Annotated in this window: 19 protein-coding genes; 10 read left to right on the forward strand and 9 right to left on the reverse strand. The window is 71.9% G+C overall.

What is annotated here, in order from left to right; translation table 11 throughout:
• Positions 1-243: 243 nt before the first annotated feature.
• On the forward strand, positions 244-834 hold the full coding sequence (locus KHP12_RS47165; protein WP_086882233.1) for a TetR/AcrR family transcriptional regulator: 591 nt from the start codon (positions 244-246) through the stop codon (positions 832-834).
• Positions 831-2312 (forward strand): MFS transporter, encoded by a 1482-nt coding sequence (locus KHP12_RS47170; RefSeq protein WP_211834660.1) that lies wholly within the window; start codon positions 831-833, stop codon positions 2310-2312. The genes KHP12_RS47165 and KHP12_RS47170 overlap by 4 nt, the downstream gene beginning before the upstream one ends.
• A 207-nt stretch (positions 2313-2519) precedes the next feature.
• On the opposite strand, the gene KHP12_RS47175 is transcribed toward KHP12_RS47170, so the two are convergent.
• On the reverse strand, positions 2520-5897 hold the full coding sequence (locus KHP12_RS47175; RefSeq protein ID WP_086882231.1) for a pyruvate carboxylase: 3378 nt from the start codon (positions 5895-5897) through the stop codon (positions 2520-2522).
• A 230-nt stretch (positions 5898-6127) separates the two neighbouring features.
• Positions 6128-7273 (reverse strand): galactonate dehydratase, encoded by a 1146-nt coding sequence (dgoD, locus tag KHP12_RS47180; RefSeq protein ID WP_164423442.1) that lies wholly within the window; start codon positions 7271-7273, stop codon positions 6128-6130.
• A 137-nt stretch (positions 7274-7410) separates the two neighbouring features.
• On the opposite strand from dgoD, the gene KHP12_RS47185 reads away from it, so the two are divergent.
• Entirely contained in the window at positions 7411-9030 is a 1620-nt protein-coding gene (locus KHP12_RS47185) for a GMC oxidoreductase (protein ID WP_086882257.1), read from the forward strand.
• 25 nt (positions 9031-9055) lie between these two features.
• Here KHP12_RS47185 and KHP12_RS47190 read toward each other — a convergent pair whose 3' ends face one another.
• From KHP12_RS47190 to KHP12_RS47205, 4 genes are all read right to left on the reverse strand, one after another.
• A complete protein-coding gene (locus KHP12_RS47190) occupies positions 9056-10888 on the reverse strand; it encodes a glycoside hydrolase family 15 protein (protein WP_086882229.1) in 1833 nt (610 codons plus the stop codon).
• A gap of 190 nt (positions 10889-11078) precedes the next feature.
• Positions 11079-12017, reverse strand: coding sequence for an ATP-grasp ribosomal peptide maturase (gene tgmB, locus KHP12_RS47195; RefSeq protein WP_086882228.1), 939 nt, complete (start codon positions 12015-12017; stop codon positions 11079-11081).
• Positions 12018-12032: 15 nt separating this feature from the next.
• Positions 12033-12224 carry a putative ATP-grasp-modified RiPP gene (gene tgmA, locus KHP12_RS47200; protein WP_037962403.1) on the reverse strand — a complete coding sequence of 64 codons (192 nt, stop codon included), beginning with the start codon at positions 12222-12224 and terminating at the stop codon, positions 12033-12035.
• A 240-nt stretch (positions 12225-12464) separates the two neighbouring features.
• A complete protein-coding gene (locus KHP12_RS47205; protein ID WP_086882227.1) occupies positions 12465-13256 on the reverse strand; it encodes a class I SAM-dependent methyltransferase in 792 nt (263 codons plus the stop codon).
• A 289-nt stretch (positions 13257-13545) separates the two neighbouring features.
• On the opposite strand from KHP12_RS47205, the gene KHP12_RS47210 reads away from it, so the two are divergent.
• Positions 13546-14829, forward strand: a complete 1284-nt coding sequence (locus KHP12_RS47210) for a sensor histidine kinase (protein WP_211835006.1) — start codon at positions 13546-13548, stop codon at positions 14827-14829.
• Positions 14826-15506, forward strand: coding sequence for a response regulator (locus KHP12_RS47215; RefSeq protein ID WP_211834661.1), 681 nt, complete (start codon positions 14826-14828; stop codon positions 15504-15506). The genes KHP12_RS47210 and KHP12_RS47215 overlap by 4 nt, the downstream gene beginning before the upstream one ends.
• Before the next feature lie 52 nt (positions 15507-15558).
• Here KHP12_RS47215 and KHP12_RS47220 read toward each other — a convergent pair whose 3' ends face one another.
• Positions 15559-16620, reverse strand: a complete 1062-nt coding sequence (locus tag KHP12_RS47220; RefSeq protein WP_086885080.1) for a mechanosensitive ion channel family protein — start codon at positions 16618-16620, stop codon at positions 15559-15561.
• A gap of 292 nt (positions 16621-16912) precedes the next feature.
• Here KHP12_RS47220 and KHP12_RS47225 point away from each other — a divergent pair, with 292 nt between their 5' ends.
• Positions 16913-18121: an MFS transporter gene (locus tag KHP12_RS47225; protein WP_086885079.1), complete on the forward strand. Its 1209-nt coding sequence runs from the start codon at positions 16913-16915 to the stop codon at positions 18119-18121.
• A 43-nt stretch (positions 18122-18164) separates the two neighbouring features.
• On the opposite strand, the gene KHP12_RS47230 is transcribed toward KHP12_RS47225, so the two are convergent.
• Positions 18165-19076, reverse strand: a complete 912-nt coding sequence (locus tag KHP12_RS47230; RefSeq protein ID WP_210608923.1) for an endonuclease/exonuclease/phosphatase family protein — start codon at positions 19074-19076, stop codon at positions 18165-18167.
• Between the two features lie 241 nt (positions 19077-19317).
• On the opposite strand from KHP12_RS47230, the gene KHP12_RS47235 reads away from it, so the two are divergent.
• Complete coding sequence (locus KHP12_RS47235; RefSeq protein WP_086885077.1) at positions 19318-20325, forward strand: sulfotransferase; 1008 nt, start codon at positions 19318-19320, stop codon at positions 20323-20325.
• 277 nt (positions 20326-20602) lie between these two features.
• Here KHP12_RS47235 and KHP12_RS47245 read toward each other — a convergent pair whose 3' ends face one another.
• Positions 20603-21529: a LysR family transcriptional regulator gene (locus tag KHP12_RS47245; RefSeq protein ID WP_167442719.1), complete on the reverse strand. Its 927-nt coding sequence runs from the start codon at positions 21527-21529 to the stop codon at positions 20603-20605.
• A 336-nt stretch (positions 21530-21865) separates the two neighbouring features.
• Between KHP12_RS47245 and KHP12_RS47250 the strand changes: the two genes are divergently transcribed.
• The 3 genes from KHP12_RS47250 to KHP12_RS47260 are packed head-to-tail and all read left to right on the forward strand — an operon-like array spanning position 21866 to position 24898.
• Positions 21866-22846 (forward strand): aminotransferase class I/II-fold pyridoxal phosphate-dependent enzyme, encoded by a 981-nt coding sequence (locus KHP12_RS47250; RefSeq protein WP_037962451.1) that lies wholly within the window; start codon positions 21866-21868, stop codon positions 22844-22846.
• The gene (locus tag KHP12_RS47255; RefSeq protein ID WP_086885075.1) at positions 22843-23892 is read left to right on the forward strand and encodes a polyprenyl synthetase family protein; all 1050 of its coding nucleotides are present in this window, start codon (positions 22843-22845) and stop codon (positions 23890-23892) included. The genes KHP12_RS47250 and KHP12_RS47255 overlap by 4 nt, the downstream gene beginning before the upstream one ends.
• A 4-nt stretch (positions 23893-23896) precedes the next feature.
• A complete protein-coding gene (locus KHP12_RS47260) occupies positions 23897-24898 on the forward strand; it encodes a UbiA family prenyltransferase (protein ID WP_210608921.1) in 1002 nt (333 codons plus the stop codon).
• Positions 24899-24900 lie beyond the last annotated feature (2 nt).

Here is a 24900-nt window from a genome sequence, read left to right on the forward strand (position 1 = left end):
GTTGACTTCCTTCCTGATCCGGTAAAGGAGCGGCGTGCTCATGGCGCACCACGCAGATTGGACCGGACCAAAACGACCGTCAAGGCGCGCGGACGGTTCTTTACCCGAGAATTGGTTCAGGTAGCTGAACAGAATCCGCCGCATGCTGGGGCATATGGCGGCATCTCCGTCCCTCATCGTGAGCGTTTGTTCGTTCTTGTGAACTCGTAGACAGTGTCTACGGGTATCTGGTAGACAGTGTCTATGACTGAGGGTGGGCAGGACACAGGTCTCCGGTCCCGGTTGGTGGACGCCGGGGTGGAGCTGGTGGACGAGGAGGGGGCCGGGGCCCTCTCGCTGCGGGAGATCGCCCGTCGGGCGGGGGTGTCGCACGGGGCGCCGCGGCGGTACTTCCCGACGCATCTGTCCCTGCTGTCCGCCATCGCGCGCCGCGGCTTCGAGAGCCTGGCCGCCCAGGCCGGTGAGGCCGTCACCGCCCATGAGGGCGAGCCACGTGAGCAGTTGACGGCGCTGGCACGGAGCTGGCTCGACTTCGCGCTGACCAACCGCGGCATGTTCGAGCTGATGTTCCGTCATGATCTGCTGGAGAGCGGCCACTTGGGTCTGCGGGAGACGAGCCTGCCGCTCTTCGCCACCCTCGTCGACCTGGTGGCCGGGGCGCGGCCGGACTCCGGCGCGGAGCCACGGATCGTCGCGGGCGCGCTGTGGGCGAATCTGCACGGCATCGCCCAACTGTGGGGCTGGGGCAGCCTTCAGCTCGCGGTGGGAGGAGACGACCCCGAGCCGCTGCTGCGGGCCGCGCTCGACGCCCACCTCGGCCCGGAGGTCCGATGAGCTCCCTGCGCGCACGGCGCCTCACCCTCGTCGCGAGCGTCACCGGAGCCGTGATCGTCGCCCTGGACGGCACCGTGCTGACCGTCGCCCAGCCCCGGCTGCAACGGGACCTCCATGCCGCGTTCGCCCAGGTCCAGTGGACCAGTACCGGATATCTGATCGCCGTGGCGAGTCTGCTGGTGTTCGCGGGCCGCCTCGGCGACCGCTACGGCCATCGGCGCGTCTTCGCCATCGGGATGCTGGGCTTCGGCGCCGCCTCGGCGGGCAACGGGCTCGCGGGCGGCATCGGCTGGGTGATCGGACTGCGGGTCGTCCAGGGGGTTTTCGGGGCGCTGCTGCAACCCGCCACCCTCGGGATGCTGCGGGCCGCGTACCCGCCCGACCGGCTCGGCAGGCCCGTCGCGGTGCGGACCGGCGCCATCGGGCTGGCGGCCGTGGCCGGTCCGCTGGCCGGCGGGGCGCTGACCACCCAGCTGGGGTGGCAGGCGGTGTTCTTCGTCAATGTCGTGCCCGCCCTCGCCATGGGTCTGGCGGCCCTCGCCGTCCGGGGCCGGGCCGTGTCCCGCGAGAACGCCGGGCCGCGGCTCGATCTGCCCGGTGCCGCTCTGCTCGCGGTGGCGCTGGCCGGGCTGGTGCACATGCTCGTCGGCATCGCCGAAACCGGCTGGACGGTGGCGACCACGCTCGCGGCCGGGTGCGCCGTGGTGGCCGGAGGCGTCTTCGTACGGCATGAGCGCCGGACGCGGGATCCGCTGGTGCCGCCGGGCGTGCTGCGGTCGGGCGCCGCGGGCCCGGCGCTCGGTGTGCTGGTGGCCGCGTCGGCCGCACTGTTCGGGGCGCTGTTCCTCGGCACGTACTACCTCCAGGGCGTGCTCGCGCTGGATCCGCTGGCCGGCGGGGCGCGGGCGCTGCCGCTCGCGGTGATGATGGTGCTGGGCGCGCCGGTGGCGGCGATGCTGACGTCTCGTCAGGGCCCCCGCCGTACGGCGGTGGCGGGGATGGTCCTGGTGGTGGCCGGTGTGCTGCTGATGTCCCGTCTCGGCCGGGGCTCGGGCGCCGAGGCGATCGGCGGGTGCTTCCTCCTGCTGGGCGCGGGTTTCGCCACCGTGATGGTCACCGCGACCACCGTCGTCGTGCGGGACGCGTCCGTGGACACCGCCGGGGTGGCGGGCGGGCTCCAGCAGACCGCCATGAACATCGGGTCCGCGCTGGGGGTCGCCGCCGCGACCACGCTGATGAGCGTGGCCGGGCGGGGCGACGTCACCAGCCGGCCGCCCGGCGACGGGCCGCACTGGGCGGCCGATGTCTTCCTCCCGGCGATGGGACCGGCGCTGACGGTCCTCGCGGCCGTGGCCGCGGCCGGTGCGCTACTGGCCATCAGGCTGCCCGGCCGATCGGCGCCGCGGCGGCCCGAGGATCAGCCGGTGGAAGAGCTCCCGGACGGACCCCCGAGGTCCGAGATCGCGTCGAGCGCGTGACCCCACATCGCCCGCGGTGTGCACCGGGTCGTGCGGCTACCGGTCCATACGGCCATCCGCCGCCCGGTCCGCGGTGGACACCTTTTCCGCGGGCGTACGAACCTGCGGGCGTACGAACCTGCGGGCGTACGAAACCGCCGCCACCGGCCACCCCTGACCCGAGGGCCGGGGGACCGGTGGCGGCGGCGCGTGGCAGGTGGTTTCGGCTCAGCTGAGGGCGACCAGCAGATCGCCGCCCTCCACCTGCTGAATCGCGTTGATGGCGATGCGCGACACGGTCCCGCTCTTCGGGGCCGCGATGGTGGCCTCCATCTTCATCGCCTCGATCGTGCCGATGCTGGTACCGGCCTCCACCTGGTCGCCCTCGGCCACCGCCAGGGTCACCACACCCGCGAAGGGCGCCGCCACATGGCCGGGGTTGCTCCGGTCGGCCTTCTCGGTGGCCGGCACATCGGAGGCCACCGAGGTGTCCCGCACCTGGACCGGGCGCAACTGGCCGTTCAGCGAGGCCATCACCGTGCGCATACCGCGCTCGTCGGCGTCGCCGATGGCCTCCAGCTCGATCAGCAGCCGGACACCGGGCTCGAGGTCCACCGTGTACTCGTGCCGTGGGCGCAGTCCGTAGAAGAAGTCCTTGCTGTCCAGCACGCTGGTGTCGCCATGGGCCTGCCGGTGCGCCTCGAACTCCTTGGTCGGGCCGGGGAACAGCAGCCGGTTCAGCGTGGCCCGCGGATCCTTCTGCAGCTGCTCCCGGTCCTCCGCGGACAGCTCCGCGGCCACCGGCTTGGCGGCGGCACGGCCCTCCAGCGCCTTCCCGCGGAACGGCTCGGGCCAGCCGCCGGGCGGATTGCCCAGCTCGCCGCGGAGGAACCCGATGACCGAGTCCGGGATGTCGTACCGGCCCGGCTCCGCCTCGAAGTCCTCCGGCGACACCCCCGCCCCCACCAGGTGCAGCGCGAGATCGCCGACCACCTTCGACGACGGGGTGACCTTCACCAGATGGCCCAGGATCCGGTCCGCGGCGGTGTACATCGCCTCGATGTCCTCGAAGCGGTCGCCGAGCCCGAGCGCGATGGCCTGGGTGCGCAGATTGGACAGCTGACCACCGGGGATCTCATGGTGGTACACCCGTCCGGTCGGCGAGGCGAGACCCGCCTCGAACGGTGCGTAGATCTTGCGCACGGCCTCCCAGTACGGCTCCAGGCCGCCGATCGCCTCGAGGTCGAGCCCGGTCGGCCGGTCGGAGTGGTCGGTGGCTGCCACGATCGCCGACAGCGACGGCTGGGAGGTGGTGCCCGCCATGGAGGCCACCGCGCCGTCCACCGCGTCCGCACCGGCCTGCACCGCCGCGAGATAGGTGGCGAGCTGACCGCCCGCGGTGTCATGGGTGTGGATGTGCACCGGCAGGTCGAACTCCCGGCGCAGCGCGGAGACCAGCTTCGCCGCGGCCGGGGCGCGCAGCAGCCCCGCCATGTCCTTGATGGCCAGCACATGCGCGCCCGCGTCCACGATCTGCTCGGCGAGCCGCAGATAGTAGTCGAGGGTGTAGAGCCGCTCCGAGGGATCGGACAGGTCGGAGGTGTAGCAGAGCGCCACCTCGGCGATGGCCGAGCCGGTCTCCCGTACCGCGTCGATCGCGGGCCGCATCTGTCCGATGTCGTTCAGCGCGTCGAAGATCCGGAAGATGTCGATCCCGGTGGCCGTGGCCTCCCGCACGAAGGAGGTGGTCACCTCGGTCGGGTACGGCGTGTAGCCCACGGTGTTGCGGCCGCGCAGCAGCATCTGGAGACAGATGTTGGGCACCGCCTCGCGCAGCTTGGCCAGCCGCTCCCAGGGGTCCTCGGCGAGGAAGCGCAGCGCCACGTCGTAGGTGGCCCCGCCCCAGCACTCCAGCGACAGCAGCTCCGGCACGGTCCGCGCCACCACCGGGGCCACGGCCAGCAGGTCCTTGCTGCGGACCCGGGTGGCCAGCAGCGACTGGTGCGCGTCCCGGAAGGTGGTGTCGGTGACACCGATGGTGGGCGACTCGCGCAGCCAGCGGGCGAAGCCCTCCGGGCCCAGCTCGGTGAGCCGCTGCTTGGAGCCGGCGGGCGGCTCGGTGTCCGGCACCGGGGGCAGCTTGGTGGTCGCGTCGATCAGATGGGGCCGCTCACCGTGCGGCTTGTTCACCGTGATGTCGGCGAGATAGGTGAGCAGCTTGGTGCCGCGGTCGGCGGAGTGACGCGCCGTCAGCAGATGCGGCCGCTGCTCGATGAACGACGTGGTGACCTGCCCGGCCCGGAAGTCCGGATCGTCCAGCACCGCCTGGAGGAAGGGGATGTTGGTGGACACCCCGCGGATGCGGAACTCGGCCACCGCGCGCCGGGCGCGGCCGACCGCGGTGGCGAAGTCCCGACCCCGGCAGGTCAGCTTGACCAGCATCGAGTCGAAGTGGGCGCTGATCTCCGCGCCGGAGTGGGTGGTGCCACCGTCCAGCCGGATGCCCGAGCCGCCCGGGGAGCGGTACGCGCTGATCATCCCGGTGTCCGGGCGGAAGCCGTTGGCCGGGTCCTCGGTGGTGATCCGGCACTGGAGCGCCGCACCTCGCACATAGACGGTGTCCTGGGCGAGGCCGAGGTCGGACAGCGTCTGACCGGCGGCGATCCGCAGCTGCGACTGGACGAGGTCCACATCGGTGATCTCCTCGGTCACCGTGTGTTCGACCTGGATCCGCGGATTCATCTCGATGAACACATGGCGGCCGTCGCGGTCGAGCAGGAACTCCACCGTACCGGCGTTGCGATAGCCGATCTCCCGGGCGAACTTCACCGCGTCCTCGCAGATCCGGGCCCGCAGCTCCGGATCGAGGTTGGGCGCGGGGGCCAGCTCGATCACCTTCTGGTGGCGCCGCTGCACCGAACAGTCGCGCTCGAACAGATGGATGACATCGCCCTGCCCGTCGGCGAGGATCTGCACTTCGATATGGCGGGGCTCCACCACCGCCTTCTCCAGGAAGACCGTGGCATCGCCGAAGGCGGACTCGGCCTCCCGCGCCGCCGCCTCGATGGACTCGCGGAGCGTCTCCCGGCTCTCGACCCGGCGCATCCCGCGCCCGCCACCACCGGCGACGGCCTTGACGAACACCGGGAAACCGAGCTCGTCCGCGGCCCGGACCAGCTCGTCCACATCGGTCGACGGCTCGGAGGAGCCCAGCACCGGCACTCCGGCCGCACGGGCCGCGGCCACCGCGCGCGCCTTGTTCCCGGTGAGCTCCAGGATCTGCGCGCTGGGCCCCACGAACGTGATCCCCGCCTCCTCGCACGCGCGCGCGAGATCGGGGTTCTCGGACAGGAAGCCGTATCCGGGGTACACCGCGTCCGCGCCCGCCTGGCGCGCCGCGTTGACGATCTCCTCGACGGAGAGGTAGGCCCGCACCGGATGGCCCGGCTCGCCGATCTCGTACGCCTCATCGGCCTTCAGCCGGTGCAGTGAGTTGCGGTCCTCGTGCGGGAACACGGCGACGGTTCTCGCGCCCAGCTCATAGCCGGCGCGGAAGGCGCGAATGGCGATCTCACCACGATTGGCGACCAGCACCTTGCGGAACATGCCCGATCCCTTCTACCTGCCCGGTACCAACACACACGCTTGTCGGCGAACCCTACTGCCGCCTGCCACGCGGCACGCCCGGGGTGTGATCGAGTTCTCGCGGATGACGGGCGACATGGCATCCGGTCCTCTCATCCATGGTCGCCGGGGATACACAGAGTGGCCCTGCGACCGCGCCGGGTGGTGCTGTACCCGGCCCCGGAACGGAGGGGCTGGTCGAGCGCGACCGCTCACCACTCGGCGAGCGAGCCGTCCGCATGGCGCCACACCGGATTCCGCCAGGCGTGCCCCCGGCGGTCGGCGGCGCGCACCGCGGCCTCGTCCACCTCGATCCCGAGCCCCGGGCGGTCGGTGCGCGAGAGCTGTCCGGCGGTGAACCGGAAGGGCTCCGGATCGGCCACGTAATCCAGGAGTTCGGCGCCCTGGTTGTAGTGGATGCCGATGCTCTGCTCCTGGATGAGGAAGTTCGGGGTGGTGAAGGCGATCTGGAGACTGGCGGCGAGCGCCACCGGCCCGAGCGGGCAGTGCGGGGCGAGCTGGGCGCCGTGGGGCTCGGCGAGGGCGGCGATGCGCCGCAGCTCGGAGATGCCGCCCGCATGTGAGATATCGGGCTGGAGGATGGCCACCCCGGCCCGCAGCGGGGCGATGAACTCGCGCCGCGAGTACAGGCGCTCACCGAGCGCGATGGGGATGGGGGAGGCGTTCACCAGGTCCGGGACGATGTCCATGTGCTCGGAGAGCACCGGCTCCTCGACGAACAGCGGCGCCGCCTCGGCGAGCAGCGGCAGCAGCCGGCGGGCGTTGGCGGGGGAGACCCGGCCGTGGAAATCGAGGCCGAAGTCGCGGTCGTCGCCGAGGACCTCACGGGCGGTCTCGGCGCGGCGCACCGCGGCCCGTATCTCCGCCCGGGTGGCGACCGGGGTCATCCGGCCGCAGCCGTTCATCTTGACGGCGGTGAACCCCGCCTCGATCTGCGCGGTGAGCGCGTCGCGGATCTCCTCGGGCTCATCGCCGCCGATCCACGCGTAGGCGCGGATCCGCTCCCGCACCGGACCGCCGAGCAGCTGGTACACCGGTACGCCGTAGTGCTTGCCCTTGATGTCCCACAGCGCCTGGTCGAGCCCGGCGACGGCGCTGGAGAGGACCGGTCCGCCACGGTAGAAGCCACCCTTGGTCATCACCTGCCAGTGGTCCTCGATCCGCATCGGGTCCTGGCCGATCAGATACTCCGTGAGCACCTCGACCGCGGCGCGGACCGGCTCGGCCCGCCCCTCGACCACCGGCTCGCCCCAGCCGACCACCCCCTCGTCGGTCTCCACCCGGACGAACATCCAGCGCGGCGGGGCCAGGAATGTCTCGATACGAGAGATCTTCACGGGTGGTGTCCTTCCCTGGGAGGGGCGCGGCTGCGCGATTAAACGATAAATAACGAGAACTTCGCCTGCCGTCGGGGCCGGAAAAGACCTTGCGCCACGCCATGGCGAGTTCCGGCGATTCCGCCCATCATGCCGCCATGACAGCAAACCTGACGCGTCGTCATATTCTTGGTCTGGCCGCCCTGCAGAGCGCGGCGGCCCTCGGACTCACCCGTATCGGCCTCACCCCGGCGGCCGCCGCCGAAAGCGCCGACCACTTCCCCGCCGTCGTCATCGGCTCCGGCTACGGCGGGGCCGTGGCCGCGCTCCGGCTCGGCGAGGCGGGCGTAAGAACGCTCGTCCTGGAGATGGGGCGGTTATGGGACGCCCCGGGCCCCGACGGCCGGGTCTACTGTTCGATGACCGCCCCCGACCAGCGCTCCATGTGGTTCAAGAGAAGGACCGAGGCACCCCTGTCCACCTTCCTCTGGCTGGACGTCATCAACAAGGACATCACCCCCTACCCCGGCGTCCTGGACCGCGTCAGCTACCCCGGCATGTCCGTCTACGTGGGCCGCGGGGTCGGCGGCGGCTCGCTGGTCAACGGTGGTATCGCGGTCACCCCGCCGCGCTCGTACTTCCAGCAGATGCTGCCGCAGGTGGCCGCGGACCCCATGTACGACACCTACTTCCCACTGGCCAACCGCATGCTCGGCGCCACCACCGTGCCCTCCGCGTGGTTCGAGTCCACGGAGTGGTACACCTACGCCCGGGTCGCCCGCGCCCAGGCCGCCAAGGCGGGCCTGAAGACCGTCTTCGTGCCCAACGTCTACGACTTCGACTACATGCGGCGCGAGGCCGACGGAACGGCGACCAAGTCCGCGCTCGCCCAGGAGGTCATCTACGGCAACAACTTCGGCAAGCGCAGCCTCGACAAGACCTATATCGCCGCCGCGCTCGGCACCGGCCAGGTCACCCTCCAGACGCTGAGCCGCGTCCGCGCCCTGCGGCGGGCACCGGACGGCACCTATGTCCTCACCGTGGACCGCGTCGACACCACCGGCACCGTCGTGGCCACCGACGAGATCACCTGCCGCTCGCTCTTCCTCGGGGCGGGCAGCCTCGGCACCACCGAACTCCTGCTGCGCGCCCGGGAGACCGGCGCCCTCCCCGAGCTGAGCGCGGAGGTCGGCCGGGGCTGGGGCGGCAACGGCAATGTCATGCTCGGCCGCGCCAATCACGTGTGGAACCCGACCGGCGCCCATCAGTCCACCATCCCGGTGATGGCGATCGACGACTGGTCCAACGCCACCAATCCGGTCTTCGCCGAGATCGCCCCGCTGCCGGCCGGTCTGGAGACCTGGGTCAGCCTCTACCTCGCCATCACCCGGAACCCCGAGCGCGCCACCTTCACCTACGACGCGGCGAAGGACACCGCCGTACTCAACTGGACCCGCGCGCAGAGCGCGCCCTCCGTGGCCGCGGCCAAGGCGCTCTTCGACCGCGTCAACTCCGCCAATGTCACGATCTACCGCTACGACCTCTTCGGCGACACCCGGGCCTTCGCCGACGACTTCTGCTACCACCCGCTGGGCGGCTGCGTCCTGGGCCGGGCCACCGACGCCTACGGCCGGGTGACCGGCTACGACGGGCTCTATGTGACCGACGGCTCGCTCATCCCGGGCTCCATCGGCGTCAATCCGTTCGTCACCATCACCGCCCTGGCCGAGCGCACCATGGCCCGGGTCCTGACCGAGGACCCGGTCGGTGGCCGGTGACCCCGCCGGGGGCGTGCCCGCCCCGTCAGCCCAGGGCCCGGTCGAGGTTGAACGCGGCGCTGATGAGCGCGAGATGGGTGAACGCCTGCGGGAAGTTGCCGATCTGCTCACCGGTGCGGCCGATCTCCTCGGCGTACAGCCCGACATGGTTGGCGTAGGTGAGCATCTTCTCGAAGGCCAGCCGCGCCTCGTCCACCCGGCCGGCCCGGGACAGCGCCTCGACGTACCAGAACGAGCAGATCGAGAAGGTGCCTTCCTCACCGCGCAGCCCGTCCGGGCTCACCGTGGGGTCGTAGCGGTACACCAGCGAATCGGCCACCAGCTCCTCGCCCAGCGCGTCCAGGGTGGACAGCCACTTGGGGTCGGTGGGGGAGATGAACTTCGACAGCGGCATCATCAGCAGCGAGGCGTCGAGCACCTCCTCGCCCTCGCGCTGCACGAAGGCGCGCCGCTGCGGCGACCAGCCGCAGCGCATGATCCGGCGGTAGATGTCATCGCGCGCCGTCGACCAGCGGGCCATGTCCGCGGGCAGTCCGCGGTGGCGGGCGATGCGCATCGCCCGCTCGATCGCGACCCAGCACATCAGCTGCGAGTACAGGAAGCGCTGTGGACCGGCGCGGGTCTCCCAGACGCTCATATCGGGCCGGTCCCAGTTGTCGCACACCCAGCCGACCAGTGTGCACACGGCGTCCCAGTGGTCGCTGGAGAGCGGCTGCCCCCACTTGTCGTAGAGGTAGAGGGAGTCCACCAGCGCCCCGTAGATGTCCAGCTGGAGCTGGTGGACCGCCGCGTTGCCGACCCGGACCGGGGACGAGCCCAGATGCCCCTCCAGATGGGGGAGCGTCTGCTCGGGGATCTCGCTGCGGCCGTCGATGCCGTACATGATCTGCAACGGGCCGCCGGGGCCGTCCCCCAGGCTGATGCCCTCGGACAGGAAGCGCACGAACGCCTCGGCCTCCTGGGTGAAGCCCAGCCTCAGGAGTGCGTAGATGCAGAACGCGGCATCGCGGACCCAGACGTATCGGTAGTCCCAGTTGCGCTCGCCGCCGATCTGCTCGGGGAGGCTGGTCGTCGGGGCCGCCACGATGGCGCCGGTCGGCGCGTAGGTGAGCAGCTTGAGGGTGAGCGCCGAGCGGTGCACCATCTCCCGCCACCGCCCGCGGTAACGGGACTGCGCGAGCCAGCGGCGCCAGTAGCGCACGGTGGCGTCGAACAGCTCCTCCGCCTCCGCCTGCGGGCAGTGCCGCGGCTGCACCGTACCGCCGATCCGGTCCAGCGCGAACACCGCGGCCTCGCCCTCGACCAGCTTGAACGTGGACACCGCGTCGGGCCCGTCGACCTCCACGGTGACGCCGGAGGTCAGCGCGAGCGACAGCTCCGGGGACTCGAAGATCGTGAGCCTCTTGTCGGTGCGCACCGTGTGCGACTGCCGGCCGTAGTCGAACCGGGGTGCCAGCCGTGCGGTGAAGGGCAGCGAGCCGCGGACGCACAGCACCCGGCGGATCAGCCGGTGCCGGTCCGCCTCGCGCGAGTCGTCCACGATCGGCATGAAGTCCTGGACCTCGGCGACCCCGTCGTCCGCGAAGAAGCGGGTGATGAGGATGTTGGTGTCCGGGAAGTAGAACTGCTTCGTCCGCGCGGGCACCTCGGGGGTGAGCCGGAAGGAGCCGCCGCGGTCGGCGTCGAGGATCGACGCGAACACACTGGGGGCGTCGAACCGGACCGGACAGTACCAGTCGATGGTGCCGCGCGTGTCCACGAGCGCGGCGGTGCGCAGATCGCCGATCAGACCGTGCTCGGCGATCGGCACATAGCGGGACGCGTCCGTCGGGTGGCGGATGCTCTCGGCGACGGTCATCGGAACCTCCCGCGCGGGCCGGAACCCATGGGCGGCGCGGACTCTCACTTCACCATACGACCGACGGACCGGCCCGGCGCAGCGCCCGGCCCACCGGGGCGCCCCCGGCGCCCGCGGGCGCTGCCTCGGTGTCACCTGCCGTCACCGTGTGTGGTCGGCGCGAGCCCGGCGTCCGGCGGGGTCCCGGCCCTCAGCGCGGGGCAGCGCCGGGCGCCGCCAGCCAGGACGCGACCGCCGCCGCGATGGGCTGACCGGTCTCGAGCTCGACAAAGCCGAATTGACCGCCCTGGTTGCACTCCAGGAACCACCACACGCCCTCGGCGTCCTCGGCGAAGTCGAAGGCCCCGTAGGCAAGACCGGTGAGCGTCATGTACTCATGCACGGAGCGCACGATTCTGGTGGGCACGCCCACCGGTTCCCAGCGGTGTCCATGACAGCCATAGCGCCCATCCACCTGGCCGGAGGCGGCGGTCTTGCGCGCGGCGAATAACTGGCTGCCGACGCAGATCAGCCGGATGTCCGCCGCTTTGGGAATGTAGCGCTGAAGAAGGGTCGCCCCGGCCGCGACATCGGAGAAATCCGTGTCCGGTCCGATACGGGTGGTAGGCAGCGCGACCGGCGGATCGACGGACGGCGGACCGGAGGCGGATTTCACCACGATGTCCGAATACTGGACGGCGAAATCGCGCGCCGCGCGCGGATAGGTGGTGACAAGAGTCGAGGGCACGGCGAAACCGCTGTGCTGGGCGACCCGCAACTGGAAGGGTTTGTGGCGGGCCGGTTCGGCGGCCGCGGGATGGTTCATCCAGCGTGCCGTGGTGGAGTAGAGCATCCCGTACAGGGCCTGTCCGCACTCGGCCGTCAGCCACTCCGAGGGATTCGCCGCGTGCGCCGCCGGCCGACCCGGCCTGCGCACCCAGATGGACCGCACACCGTGGATGCTGACGAGGCGTCCCTCGGTCGACAGAAATCCCGTGAAGTCTCCACGGTCGAATTCGACCGACAGGGCGGCCTGATCCGGAAGGTCGGCCGGATCGAAACGCACCAGAGGGACGCCTTGTTCGCGCAGCTCCGCCACCACCAAGTCGGCAGTGACATCCTGGCGACAGGTCAGGATGAGTACCGTCATCGACGTGTGTGCAGGTCAGTCGTCGAAGTGCGTCTTGGAGCCGGCTGTGGACGTGGTCGTGCCGGTCGCCAGCAGCACCGCTCGGTCGGCGATGGCCGGACGGCCGTCGGAGAGGACATTCAACTGCAGGGCGGCGTTATAGGCGTAGGGAACACTGACCGACGACCGCTCGGCGGGGATTGCGTGCTTCAGTACGAAGGGCTGCATGAGTGACCTCTTGGTGCTCCATGTATTCGTCTATCCACCACGCAACAGTACGTACTAAAAGTCTACGGCACTCACTAGCAACGATTTTGTCCTGTGTAGGGCGATATGAAGTGTGTCACAGGCTTCGAAGGCAACATATGCCTCAGGAATTGCGTCTTCGAATAGTCGGCCTGTGCCGGGGGAGCACCGGATCCGCCTCGGTGTTCCGAGGCGGACCACCGGGCTTGACCGCCCGTCGGGTCAGGACGTCCGTCCGCCCTCGCGGTGGGTGACGCGGATCTTCGACTGGCCGTGCGGCAGCTCCTCCCAGTCCGCCATGAACCGCGCGGCCAGGCCGTGTTTCTCGGCCAGTGCGATGAGCGTCTCGGTGCGGTAGTAGAAGTCTTCCCGCAGCACCTGGTGTTCCACACCCTCGGTGCGGTCGAAGGTGAAGTCGAACCAGCCGCCCGGCGCCATGACGCGGCCGACATGGGCCAGGCACTCCTCGATGACCGGCAGGGGCGAGTGCGAGAACACGCTGTGCGCGTGCACCACGTCGAAGTGGGCGTCGGGCAGGAACCGCAGCGTCAGATCCCGCACCGGGGTGAGAGTGGGCAGACGGCCCTGGAGGTTCTGGCGCACCAGCGTGTCCTGCGCGGCCGCCAGGATGTCGGGCGAGATGTCGATGCCGTAGTAGTGGCCCGGCTCCAGATGGCTGATGAACCGCCAGCCCGCCCGCAGATTGCCACAGCCGATCTCCAGCATCCGGTGCTCCGGGCGCAGCCCGTGGCCGAGGAGGTAGTCGAACTGCATCGCGCCCAGCGCCAGCCACCGCTCATGGCTGCGGCTGCCGACCGCCGCCTCCGGGCTGGTACGGGTGTCCGACCGCATCACCGCGCGGTAGTACGCGACGTGGTCCGGGTAGCGGTAGCGCAGCCAGGCGTCCCGGGTGGCGCGGACCAGATGGCGCGGTACGCGCTGCGGATGGCGCAGTGCGTAGGAGACCCGGTGGCCGAGGGCGGAGCGGTTGGCGCTGAGGTTCTTGGCGGGCATGGGGACTCTCTCGTGCTGGTGGTGGGGACGCGGTGGCCTGGCGGTCCATGTGTTCCCGCGTCGTCGTGGTCGGTACCAGCCTCGGCGCCGTGGTGGCGGCGGGGATCGGCGGAGCGGCCCCGGTCAGGAGGCGGTCCGGATGATCGCCGTATCAACCGATCGGATGATGCGGCGTCCGGTCCGGCGCGTTAGGACTGGCTGAGGGAGTGAACCGAAGAGCAGGGGAGGGGCCGGGGTGCGGTCGGCGGTCAGGGTGGTCGGGCGGTCCGGGTGGGCCCGGTGGCCGGGGGTGTGGTCGGCGTGGTCCGGGCGGTCCGGGTCCGACGGGCCGGACGATCCGGACGAGCGGTGGCTGACGGCGGTCCTGCACATCGCGTTCTTCCTGCTGCTGGGGTCCTCGCTGATCCGCTATCTGATCCGGGACACCGGCAGCGCGCCCAACGGCTGGGTCATCGCCCTCTTCGTGGCCTTCGGCGCGCTCTATCTGCCCGGGCGGTGGCCGGCGCCCGCGCCGAGCCCCGGCGGCCGGCCCTCCGGCCGCTATCTGCTCTGGCTGACCGCGGTACTGGCCGCATGGGTCGCGCTGCTGGTCCTCGCGCCGAGCGCCGCCTGGTGTGCCATGCCGCTGTTCTTCACCGGTCTGCACACCCTGCCCACCCGGTACGCGGTGCCCCTGGCCGCCGTGCTCACCGCGCTGGTCGTCGCGTCCAAGCTGCGGTTCATGCACGACGGCTTCGACCCCAACGCGCTGATCGCGCCGCCCGCCATCGCCGCTGTGGCCGCCGCCGTCCTCATCCATCTGCGGCGCCAGTCGGCGCGGCAGCGGGTGCTGATCGACGACCTGGTCCGCACCCGCCGCGATCTGGCCGCGACCGAGCGGCGGGCGGGGATCCTGGCCGAGCGCCAGCGGCTGTCGTCGGAGATCCACGACACCCTCGCCCAGGGCCTGTCGAGCCAGCGGATGCTGCTCCAGGCCGCCGACCGCACCTGGGAGACGGACCCGGAGGCGGCCCGGGGACATATGCGGAACGCGGCGGAGATCGCGTCCCGCAGCCTCGCCGAGGCCCGCCGGTTCGTCCAGGACCTGGCCCCGGCCGACCTCGCCGAGCGCTCCCTGGCCCAGGCGCTCGGCGCGCTCGCCGAGCGGGAGAGCGGTGCCGGCCCGACGGTGGACTTCCGGCTCGACGGGCCCCTCGGCCCGCTGCCCGAGCGGGTGGAGGCGGCGCTGCTGCGCATCGCCCAGGGCGCGCTGGCCAATGTGCGGGAGCACGCCGGGGCGAGCCGGGCCGCGCTCACCCTGACCTGCCTGGGCGACCAGATCTGTCTGGACATCGCCGATGACGGCCGAGGCTTCGACACCGACACCGACACCGACACCGACGCCGTCCCGGCCCCCGGCTCGGACCGGTCGCGCGGCCACGGACTCCCGGCCATGCGGGCCCGCGTACGGCAGCTGGGCGGCACGCTCACCGTCGAGTCCGCACCGGGCGAGGGGACCGTCGTCTCGGCCGCGATCCCCGTCGAACCCCTTCCCGCCCTCGTCCCCGACCGTCCCGTGGAGACCACGCCATGAGCCAGACCGTGCCCTCGTCCCCGTCGTCCCCCTCGTCCCCGTCGTCCGCGGCCGCCATCCGGCTGCTGCTCTGCGACGACCACGCCGTGGTGCGGGCCGGGCTGCGGGCGCTGCTGGCCAGTACCGACGGCATCGAGGTGGTCGGCGAGGCAGGCAGTGGCGAGGAGGCCCTCGCCATGGCCACCCGGCTCCGGCCCGATGTGGTGCTGATGGATCTACAGCTCGGAGAGGGCATGGACGGGGTGACCGCCACCCGCCGGCTGGTCTCCGGCGATCCGCCCGCGCCGCGTGTCCTGGTGCTCACCATGTTCGACACCGACGCCGACATCACCCGTGCCATCGAGGCCGGGGCCACCGGCTATCTACTCAAGGCCGAGCGGCCGGAGGAGCTGTTCGCGGCGATCCGCGACGCCGCCTCCGGCCGTACCGCGCTGTCGGCCCCGGTCGCCGACCGGGTGCTGGCCCGGATGCGCAGCCCGCGCCCCGGGCTGTCCGAGCGGGAGCGCGACATCCTCCGGCAGCTGGCCCGCGGCCTGGGCAACCGGGACATCGCCCGGGCCCTGTTCATCAGCGAGGCCACGGTCAAGACCCATCTGGGACGGATCTACGGGAAATTGGGGGTCGAGACCCGGGCCGGGGCGGTGGCGGTGGCCACCGAGCGGCGATTGCTGCCTTGACGGCTGACGGCTGACGGCTGACGGCTGACCTGGCGGCTGGCGGCTGGGAGCGTCAGATCGCCGGCCGGCCCGGCAGCGGCGCCCGGTCCTGGTCAGGCAGCACGAGCGTCCGCGTGGGCAGCGGGATCTCGATGCCCTCGGCGCGGAACCGGCGGTGCAGCTCCTTCATGAACTCATGCTTGATGAGGTACTGGTCGCTGAACTCCAGGGCCCGCAGAAACACCGAGAAGTCGATGCCGGACTCTCCGAAGGTGTGGAAGCGCACACTCGTCTCGTGGTCGACGACCCCGCCCTCGACCCCGGCCATCACCTTCCCGGCGACCTCGATGGTCACCCGCTCGACATGGTCCAGATCGCTTCCGTAGCCGACCCTCGCCTGGACCATGACCGACATCTGCTGCTCGGGCTGGTGGAAGTTGGTCATGATGGTGTTGCCCAGCTTGGCGTTCGGGATGATGACGAGGTTGTCCGACAGCTGCCGCACCGCCGTGTTGCGCCAGTTGATGTCGACGACATACCCCTCCTCCCCGCTGCTGAGCCGGATGTAGTGGCCGGGCTGCACCGTCTTGGAGGCCAGGATGTGCACCCCCGCGAAGAGGTTGGCCAGCGTGTCCTGGAGGGCCAGGGCGACCGCCAGACCACCCACGCCCAGGGCGGTGAGCAGCGGAGCGATCGAGACGCCCAGCGTCTCCAGCAGGATCAGCACACCCATCGCCAGGACGGCGATCCGTGTGATGTTGACGAAGATGCTGGCCGTTCCCGCCACCCCGGAGCGGGACAGCGCCAGCGAGCGCACCAGGTCGGCCACCACCCGGGCCGCCGTGACCGTGGTGACCAGGATCAGCACGGCCACCAGCGTCTGATTGACGTCATGGCCGACCGTGCGGTTCAGCGGCAGCGCGGCGGCCGCGGCGGCGACACCGGCGGCCATCGAGGCCCATGGGGCCAGGGTGCGCAGCGTGTCGACGATGATGTCGTCACCGCTCCACCGGGTGGACCGGGCCCGCTCACCCAGCCAGCGCAGCGCCACGCGCAACAGCACACCACCGGCCGCGCCGCAGACCAGCGCCGCTCCGACGACGATGACATCGTGCAAGGTGAGAGCCCGGTTCATCGGCCACCGTCCGCTATCCCGGAAAGCGCGTCAGAAGCGGCCGTGCGGCATGCCGTCGGCGGTGCGGCCTCCGGTCTGGAGTTCTGTGGAATCACCTTGTCACCTGTTCGTGCCTGGGTTCTACGGGCGGTACCGGGCGCACATGTGTACGGCTCCGGCGTAAGGTGCCATCCTGCCGCATGCGATGAGGGCCGCATGACGGGATGCGCCGCTACCGCACGTAACCCGCCAGGCAGGGGGCGGCGCGCCACCGCATGTGACAGACAGGTGTTTTGTGGTGGAATCGGGTCGTATGGATAGCCGCCGTAGTGACCTGGACGACGGGGAGAGGGGATGGCCGTTCCTCGCGGCCGCCTACGCCTTCGTGGTCACGATGTGCGGTACGACGCTGCCCACTCCGCTCTACTCGCTCTACCAGCGGGAGTTCGGCTTCTCCTCGTTCATGGTCACGGTGATCTTCGCCGTGTACGCGGCGGGGGTCATCGTCGCGCTGCTGCTGCTCGGAAGTGTGTCCGACTTCATCGGCCGACGGCCCGTCATGCTGGCCGCGCTGGCGCTGTCGGGGCTGAGCGCGGTGTGCTTCCTCCTCGCGCAGGGACTGCCGACGCTGTTCGTGGGCCGCATCCTGTCGGGTCTCTCCGCGGGCCTGGCCACCGGCACCGCCACCGTGACGGTGATCGAGCTCGCGCCGGAGTGCCGGCGCCGTGGCGCCACCCTCCTCGCGACCGGGGCCAACCTGGGCGGGCTCGGGCTCGGCCCGTTGCTGGCGGGCGTGCTGGCACAGTACGCCCCGGCGCCGCTGAAGCTGGTGTTCGTGGTGGATCTGGTGCTGGTGGCGGTTGGCGCCGCCGTGGTGCTCGCCCTTCCGGAGACCGTACGGAAGCGGAGCCGTCCGCCGCTGAGGCCGCAGCGGCTGCGGGTGCCCAAGGAGATGCGCTCGACGTTCGCGGCCGCGGCCATGGCGGGGTTCGCGGGCTTTGCCACGCTGGGCCTGTTCACCTCGGTGTCGCCCACGTTCCTGCGCGAGGTGGAGGGGGAGAGCAATCTCGCGGTCGCCGGTGCCGTGGCGTTCTCGGTCTTCGCCGCCTCGATCGCCGGCCAGGCGCTGGGAGAGCGGCTGGGTCCGGGACGTTCGCTGCCCGGGGGATGCGCGGTGCTGGTGGCCGGTATGGCGGCCATCGCCGTCTCGCTCGCGATCGCGTCACTGGAACTGCTGGTACTGGGCGCCGTCGTCGCGGGGACGGGGCAGGGGCTGTCGTTCCACGCGGCCGTACGGGTGGTGACGGAGCGCAGCCCGGCCGACCACCGCGCCGAGGTCACCTCCGCCCTGTTCGTGCTGATGTATCTGGCGCTCTCGATTCCGGTGATCGGCGTGGGCGCGCTGACGGTCGCGGTCGGGCTGCGGTCCGCCGGGCTGATCTTCACGGGCTGCGTGGCCCTGCTGGCCGTGGCCACCCTGCTGCGGCTGCGGGCGCTCTCCGCGGAGGCGCCCGGCCGCTGAGCGGCGGCGGCCGCCGGGGGCGGGCCGCTGGGTGAGCCCCGCGCTACAGCTCCAGGACCGTCCGCACCGGCAGATGGTCGCTGGGGAACTGGCCGTCCCGCGAGTACGTGTCGATGACGGCGTGGCGGGTGCGCACACCGGGTGAGGTCAGGATCCAGTCGATCCGGTCGCCGTCCGGGACCAGCGGGCCAAAGCCGTGGAACGTCCCGTACAGCGGGCCGCGCCGCTCGGCGGTGTCCCAGGCGTCCACCAGCGTGCCGCCGTTCAGCATGGCGTCGTAGACCGGGTTGCCGTGGGCCGCCACATTGAAGTCGCCGGTCACGATGCGGGGGAGCGCGGAGTCCAGACCGCCGAGCCGCTCGGTGATCAGCGCGGCGGAGTGCTCACGGGCGTTCTGGCTGCGGTGGTCCAGATGGGTGTTGAGGGCGTAGAACTCCTTGCCGGTGTGCCGGTCGTGGAAGCGCACCCAGGTGACCATCCGGACCACGGCCCCGCCCCAGGTGTTGGAGCCGATGACGTTCGGGGTGTCGGACAGCCAGAAGTGGTCGTACTCCAGGGGTTCGAGCCGCCCGGTGTCGTAGAAGACGGCCATGAACTCGTCGCGGCTGCCCCCCATCCGCCCGGTGCCGATCCACGAGTAGGGCTGCCCGAGGTCGTGGGCGATGTCGCGCAGCTGGCCGTACAGCCCCTCCTGGGTGCCGAGCAGATGGGGCCGGGCCCGGCGCAGCAGCTCCCGCATGACGGGACGGCGCTGCCCCCAGGAGTTGGGCTCGGCGTCGCCGGCATAGCGCAGATTGAACGTCATGACGGCCAGCCGGGGACCGTCGGCGGGGGTGATCGGGGTGACGGGGGCGGCCGCGGCCACGTTCTGCGGCTGGGAGGCGAGCGGAAGCGCGACGGCCGCCGCGGCCGCGGCGCGCATACCGTGACGGCGACTGAACACAGGTGCGGGCATGGCTCCTCCAAGGTCTTGAAGGTGCGGTGACGGCCTCAAGTGTCGGACCCCGCGGTGTGGGGGGTGTGTCCTGCGGTGGCCGTCCGGTGGAACGTACGGTCACGCCGAGCCGACCTCAAGAGCGCCTGCGGAGACCACCGGTGACGAGGGACCCCATGAGTGACGGAAGTGGCCGCGGGTGCGCGGGGGTGACGATGGGTAGGGAGGCCGGTAGTCGTCGGAGACGGAAGGGGCACCTGGGGTGACCGTACGGCCGCTGACCTTCGTCGTGGGAACCGGACGCTGCGGTTCGACCGCTCTGTCGCGCATCCTGCGGCTGCATCCGGATCTGCTCAGCGTGAGCGAGCTGATCGCCTCGCTGGAGCCGGACGCGCTGCCCGAGGCGCCGCTGACCGGGGCGGAGTTCTGGCGGATCCTCGCCACTCCGCGGTCGTTCGCCAACCGTGTCATCCGCGACGGCATCCCGCTGCCCGAGTACCGGTATCCGCATGTCAAGGGGCGGTTCTCGGTGGCGGGCGGTGGCATTCCGGCGGTGTGCATGATGACGCTGCCCCATCTCACCGACGACCCCGACGCGCTGTTCGACGCGCTGGAGCCGGAGCTGTCCCGGCGGCCCGCGGCGCCGGTGGCCGACCACTACCGGGCGCTGTTCGACCTGCTGGGGGAGCGGTTCGGCCGGCGGGCCGTCGTGGAGCGGTCCGGCTATTCGCTGCGGTCGGTGCCCCGGCTGAGGGAGGTCTTCCCCGAGGCCCGGTTCGTCCACCTCCACCGGGACGGCGCCGACTGCGCGCTCTCCATGAGCCGCCACCCCGGATTCCGGCTGATCCAGTTGATGACGGAGCGCGCCACGAGCACCGAGGACCTCCCGGCCGGTCTCGCGGCGTTGCTCAGCGACGACGAGGCCGATCTGCGGCCGCTGTACGAACGGTCCGTGCCCGTGGCCGAGTTCGGCGAGCTGTGGTCGAGCACGATCGTCGAGGGGCTGGGGCATCTGTCACGGCTCCCCGCCGCGATCCGGATGTCCCTGTCGTACGAGGGCCTTCTCGACGCGCCCGGGCGCGAGCTCACCCGGCTGGCCCATCACCTCGGGGTGGACCCCCTCCCGGAGTGGCTGGCGGCCGGACGCGCCTTGCTCGACGGCGACCGCCGGGGCACGGCCGCCGCCACGCTGCCGCCCGCCGAACTGGCCGCACTCCGCGAGAGCTGCGCCCCCGGCGCCCGGGCCTTGAGCCTGGCCGATGGTGGCTGAGCGGGGCCCACAGCCTCCACCACGGCGGGTGAGCGGGGCCCACGGCCTGGCGGGCGGCGGGTGAGCGGGGCCCACGGCCTGGCGGGCGGCGGGTGAGCGGGGCCCACGGCCTGGCGGGCGGCGGGTGAGCCCGGCCCACGGCCCGGCCCACGGCTCGGCCCACGGCTCGGCCCACGGCTCGGCCCACGGCTCGGCCCACGGCTCGGCCCACGGCTCGGCCCACGGCTCGGCCCACGGCGGCTGAGAGGCCCCGGCGCCGGATGCGATCGGCCGGGCGTCAGGCCGTCGCCGCTGCCACCGCGTCCCCCGACTGTTCGACCGCCACCGCTCGCAGCGCCTCCAGCAGCGCGGCCACCGCGGGCACCCTGGCCGCCTCCGGCCGCAGCAGCGCGCAGACATGGCGCCGGGGCCAGTCGTCCAGCGGGCGCGGCTCGACCCGCGGATCGGGCCGGGGCAGCAGCCCGAGGCCGTCCATCAGGGCGATGCCCACCCCGTCGCCCACCAGGCCGAGGGTCGTCGCCTGGTCATCGGTCGTGGTCACCACCCGGGGCTCGAACCCCGCCTCCGCGCAGCGGCGCAGCAGCCGCTCGCGGTCCCGCTCCAGGATCCACCGCTCCCGCGCCAGATCGGGGAGGCGGACGCTGCGCCGCCCGGCGAGCGCATGGCCCCGCGGCAGCAGCACATGGCGGCGGTCGACCAGCAGCGGGACCCGGCGCAGCGAGGTCTCCGCGGGCTCCGCCGCCTCTCCCGGCTCATCGTCGGCGACGATCGCCAGATCGGTCTCGCCCGAGGCCAGCAGCCGGTACGCGTCATGGGAGGCGGTCTGGCCCAGCTCCACCTCCACCTCGATACGGGAGGCGCCCAGCCGGGCCAGCGCCGCGGGCAGCACGGCGACGCAGACGCTCTGCACCGAGGACATCCGCACCCGGCCACGGGTGCGCGCGGCGAGCGCCTCGAACTCGTTCTCCACGTCCCGCAGCCCGGCCAGCACTCCCCGGGCGCGCTCGGCGAGTCTGTGGCCCGCGGGCGTGAGCCGCACCCCCCGTCCCGCCTTGACCGTCAGCGGCATGCCCACGGCACGTTCCAGCGCGCGCATGTGATAGCTGATGGCCGGCTGGGTGTAACCGAGGTGGTCCGCCGCGGCGCTGTACGAGCCGGAGCGACAGACCTCTGCGAGCACGGTGAGCTGGCGAAGTTCGATCACTACAGGAAGATAAAAATCGTTTATCAATTTCCGAAAGACTTTAATTGGACGCGTGATCGATAGGCCGTCAAAATCATGGTGACGGATTTCGCCCGTACTCGCCCATTGAAGTGACCGATCGGACACGGCCCCACCCGCACTGGCCGACCGTACGGTCACACCCCGCCCACGACGGTTTCCTTCCCACCGATCCGGCCGGACCGGCATGGGGAACCGGGCGCGGTGACATTCCTCCCTCCGCCCGAATCCCCCGCTGGAATGGATGGATGGTGCCCGATGCATGATGGCTGGAATCGCATGACTCCGGTGGTCGCGGAGAACAATCCGTTCCATCAGATGTCGCTCAACGAAACCGTTCACCCTCCGCTTCCGGAAGTGGTGGACGCCGTCCTGCGCACCGCGCGGACCGCCCACCGTACCCTGGATGCCCTCGGCAGCGGGCTCTGTCAGGCCCTCGCCGCACATCTGGGGGTGGCGCCGGAGCGGGTGCTCGCCGGACCGGGCTCCGGCGCGCTGCTCCAGCAGCTCTTCTCCACCCTCACCGGACCGGACACCGACACGGTGCACGCCTGGCCCTCCTGGGAGGCGTACCCGATGATGGCGGCCAACGCCGGATCCACCACCGTCCGGGTGCCGCTCACCGGATACGACCATGACCTGAAGGCGATGGCGGACGCCGTCACCGACCGCACCCGCATGGTCCTGCTGTGCACCCCCAACAACCCCACCGGCACCGCCCTGGAGCACGACCAGATCCTTCGCTTCCTGGACCGGCTCCCCGCACACGTCACCGTCGTCATCGACGAGGCGTACCGGGACTTCGCCGACCCCGGCGCCATCGCCGACGGCATCGCCCTGCACCGCGCCGATGAACGGGTCTGTGTGGTGCGGACGTTCTCCAAGTCGTACGGGCTGCTCAGCCTGCGGGTCGGCTATCTCGTGGCGCATGAGCCCGTACTCGCCCCGCTCCGCACGATCCTGCCCTTCTACCGGGTGAGCGCCGTGGCGCAGGAGGCCGCCCTGGCCGCGCTCGGCGCCCATGAGCGGGTGCTCCGGCAGTGCGCCGAGACCGCCGAGGAGCGCGACCGGCTGCACCGGATCCTGCTCGACCAGGGCTGGGAGGCGCCCGCGAGCCAGGGCAACTTCCTGTGGCTGCCCATGACGTCCGGTGTGGAGCGCTTCACCCAGTTCTGCGCGGACCACGGCGTGGTGGTGTGCGGCAAACCGGGCGAGGGGATACGGGTGACCGTCGCCGAGCCCGAGGCCAACCAGGCGTTCGCGGAGCTCGCCGGGAAGTACCGGGAGGCGTCCCGGTGACCCCGCCCGACGCCGCGGTCACCGAGGTGGCCGACCCGCTGGCCGAGGCCGCCTCCACCATGGAGCTCCTGCTGCGCGAGCTCGACCGGCGCTGGCCGCGGGGGGCCGAACGCCTCCACCAGATGTCCCGGTACGCCGTGCTCCCGGCCGGGAAGCTGCTGCGGCCGCTGCTGCTCATGGAGTCGGCCGAGGCGGTGGGCGGCGGCGGACCCGCCGTCGTCCCGGCCGCGCTGAGCGTGGAGTACCTCCATGTGGGATCCCTCGTCCACGACGACGTCATCGACGGCGACACCATGCGGCGGGGCCGCCCGTCCGTCGTGGCGCGCTACGGAACCACCGACGCCATCGTCACCGGGGACGCCCTGATGCTGGGCATGTTCGGCGTGCTCACCGACGGCGCCGAGGACTCCGGACCGCTCACCGAGGACATCGGCGGGCTGCCGCCGGACCGGGTCCTCGGGGCGGTGCGGGTCTTCGCCCGGGCGGGCGTCGACCTGTGCCGCGGCCAGGCGATGGAGGGCGAACTCCGCGGCGACCTCGGCTGCGGGCTCGACCGGTATCTCACCATGAGCGCGCTGAAGACCGGGGCGCTGTTCCGGGCCGCCTGCCGGGGCGGGGCGATCCTGGGCGGCGGATCCCCCGCCCAGCAGCAGGCGCTCACCTCCTACGCCGAACATCTGGGGCTGGCCTTCCAGATGCACGACGACCTGCTGCCGTACACCAGCGACAGCCGCACCACCGGCAAGTCCGCGCTCAGCGACATCGCGGCCGCCCGGCCCACCTTCCCCGTCCTGCTCTGCCACGCCATGGCCGGCGCCCCGGCCCGCGCCCGGCTGGAGGCGGCGCTCGGCGGCGCCCTGCCCGCGGCCGACGCGCTGCGGACGGTGCACGAGCTGCTGGAGACCACCGGCGCGCTCACCGCCGCGCGGGACCGGGCCACGGCCCAGGCCGACCGGGCCACATCCTGTCTGGAGCAGCTGCCCCGCTCCCGGGCCACCGCCGTACTCGCGGCGGTGGCCGATCTGTCGGTCAGCCGGGACCGGTGACGCCGTGGCGGCCCCGCGCACCGCACTCCTGGCCCATCTGCAGACCTGGCGCCCGTACACCCTCTGGTATCCCGGGCTGGTCGGACTCGCCGGAGCCACCCTCGCCGGAGCGCACCCGACTACGGGCCAGCTCATGGTGGCCTGGGCCGCGCCGACCCTCGGCTGGGTCGCCGGCCACTACCTCGGCGACTACTACGACCGTGACCTCGACGCGCTCAGCAAGCCCCAACGGCCCATACCCTCAGGGCGGTTGAGCCCACGCACCGCCGTGGCCGCGGGCATCGGCTGCATCGTGGCCGTCGCCGCGCTGGCCCTGTGGGCGAACTGGCGCGCCGTGGCCGTGGCCGCCGCCGCCATGGCGGGCATCGTGGCGTACAGCCGGGTCCTCAAGGGGCGGGGCCTGCCGGGCAATCTCATCCGCGGCGTGCTGACCGCGCTCACCGTGCTCTTCGGCGCGATGGCCGTCCAGCCGTGGCCACCCTGGCGGGCGCTGCCCTTCGCCCTGGTGTTCCTGGCCCATGACACCGCGTCCAACCTCGTCGGCACCCTCCGCGACGTCGACGGCGACCGCGAGGGCGGCTACGCCACCGTGCCGGTGCGCCGGGGCCTCCGGCGCGCCACCCACACCGCGGCCGCGCTGTACCTGGCCGCCGTGGCCGTGGCCTGCGCCGCCACCGGGCTGGTGCCCAGGGACACGGCCGGGTATCTCGTACTGCTGTCGGCGGCGGCGCTGTGCGGCGCGGGCGCCTTCGGGCTGCTGCTGCGGTCACCGGGGCACCTCGCCCCCGCGCTGGCGCTGCGCGCCCACGCCGTCCTCGTCGCCGAACGCCTGGTGCTGGCCGCGGCGGTGGTGGCCGCGGGCGCCGGAGCGGCACCGGCCCTGGCACTGCTGACGCCGCTCCTCGCGGTCAGCGTCATCACCCAGAGCCGGATGCGGTCCCGCCACGAGTTCCCCGCGCCACCCCTGACCGACGGCGGGCCCACCCTCCCCGAACCCCGCCCCTGAGA

The organism is Streptomyces asiaticus (assembly GCF_018138715.1).
Taxonomy (GTDB): domain Bacteria; phylum Actinomycetota; class Actinomycetes; order Streptomycetales; family Streptomycetaceae; genus Streptomyces; species Streptomyces asiaticus.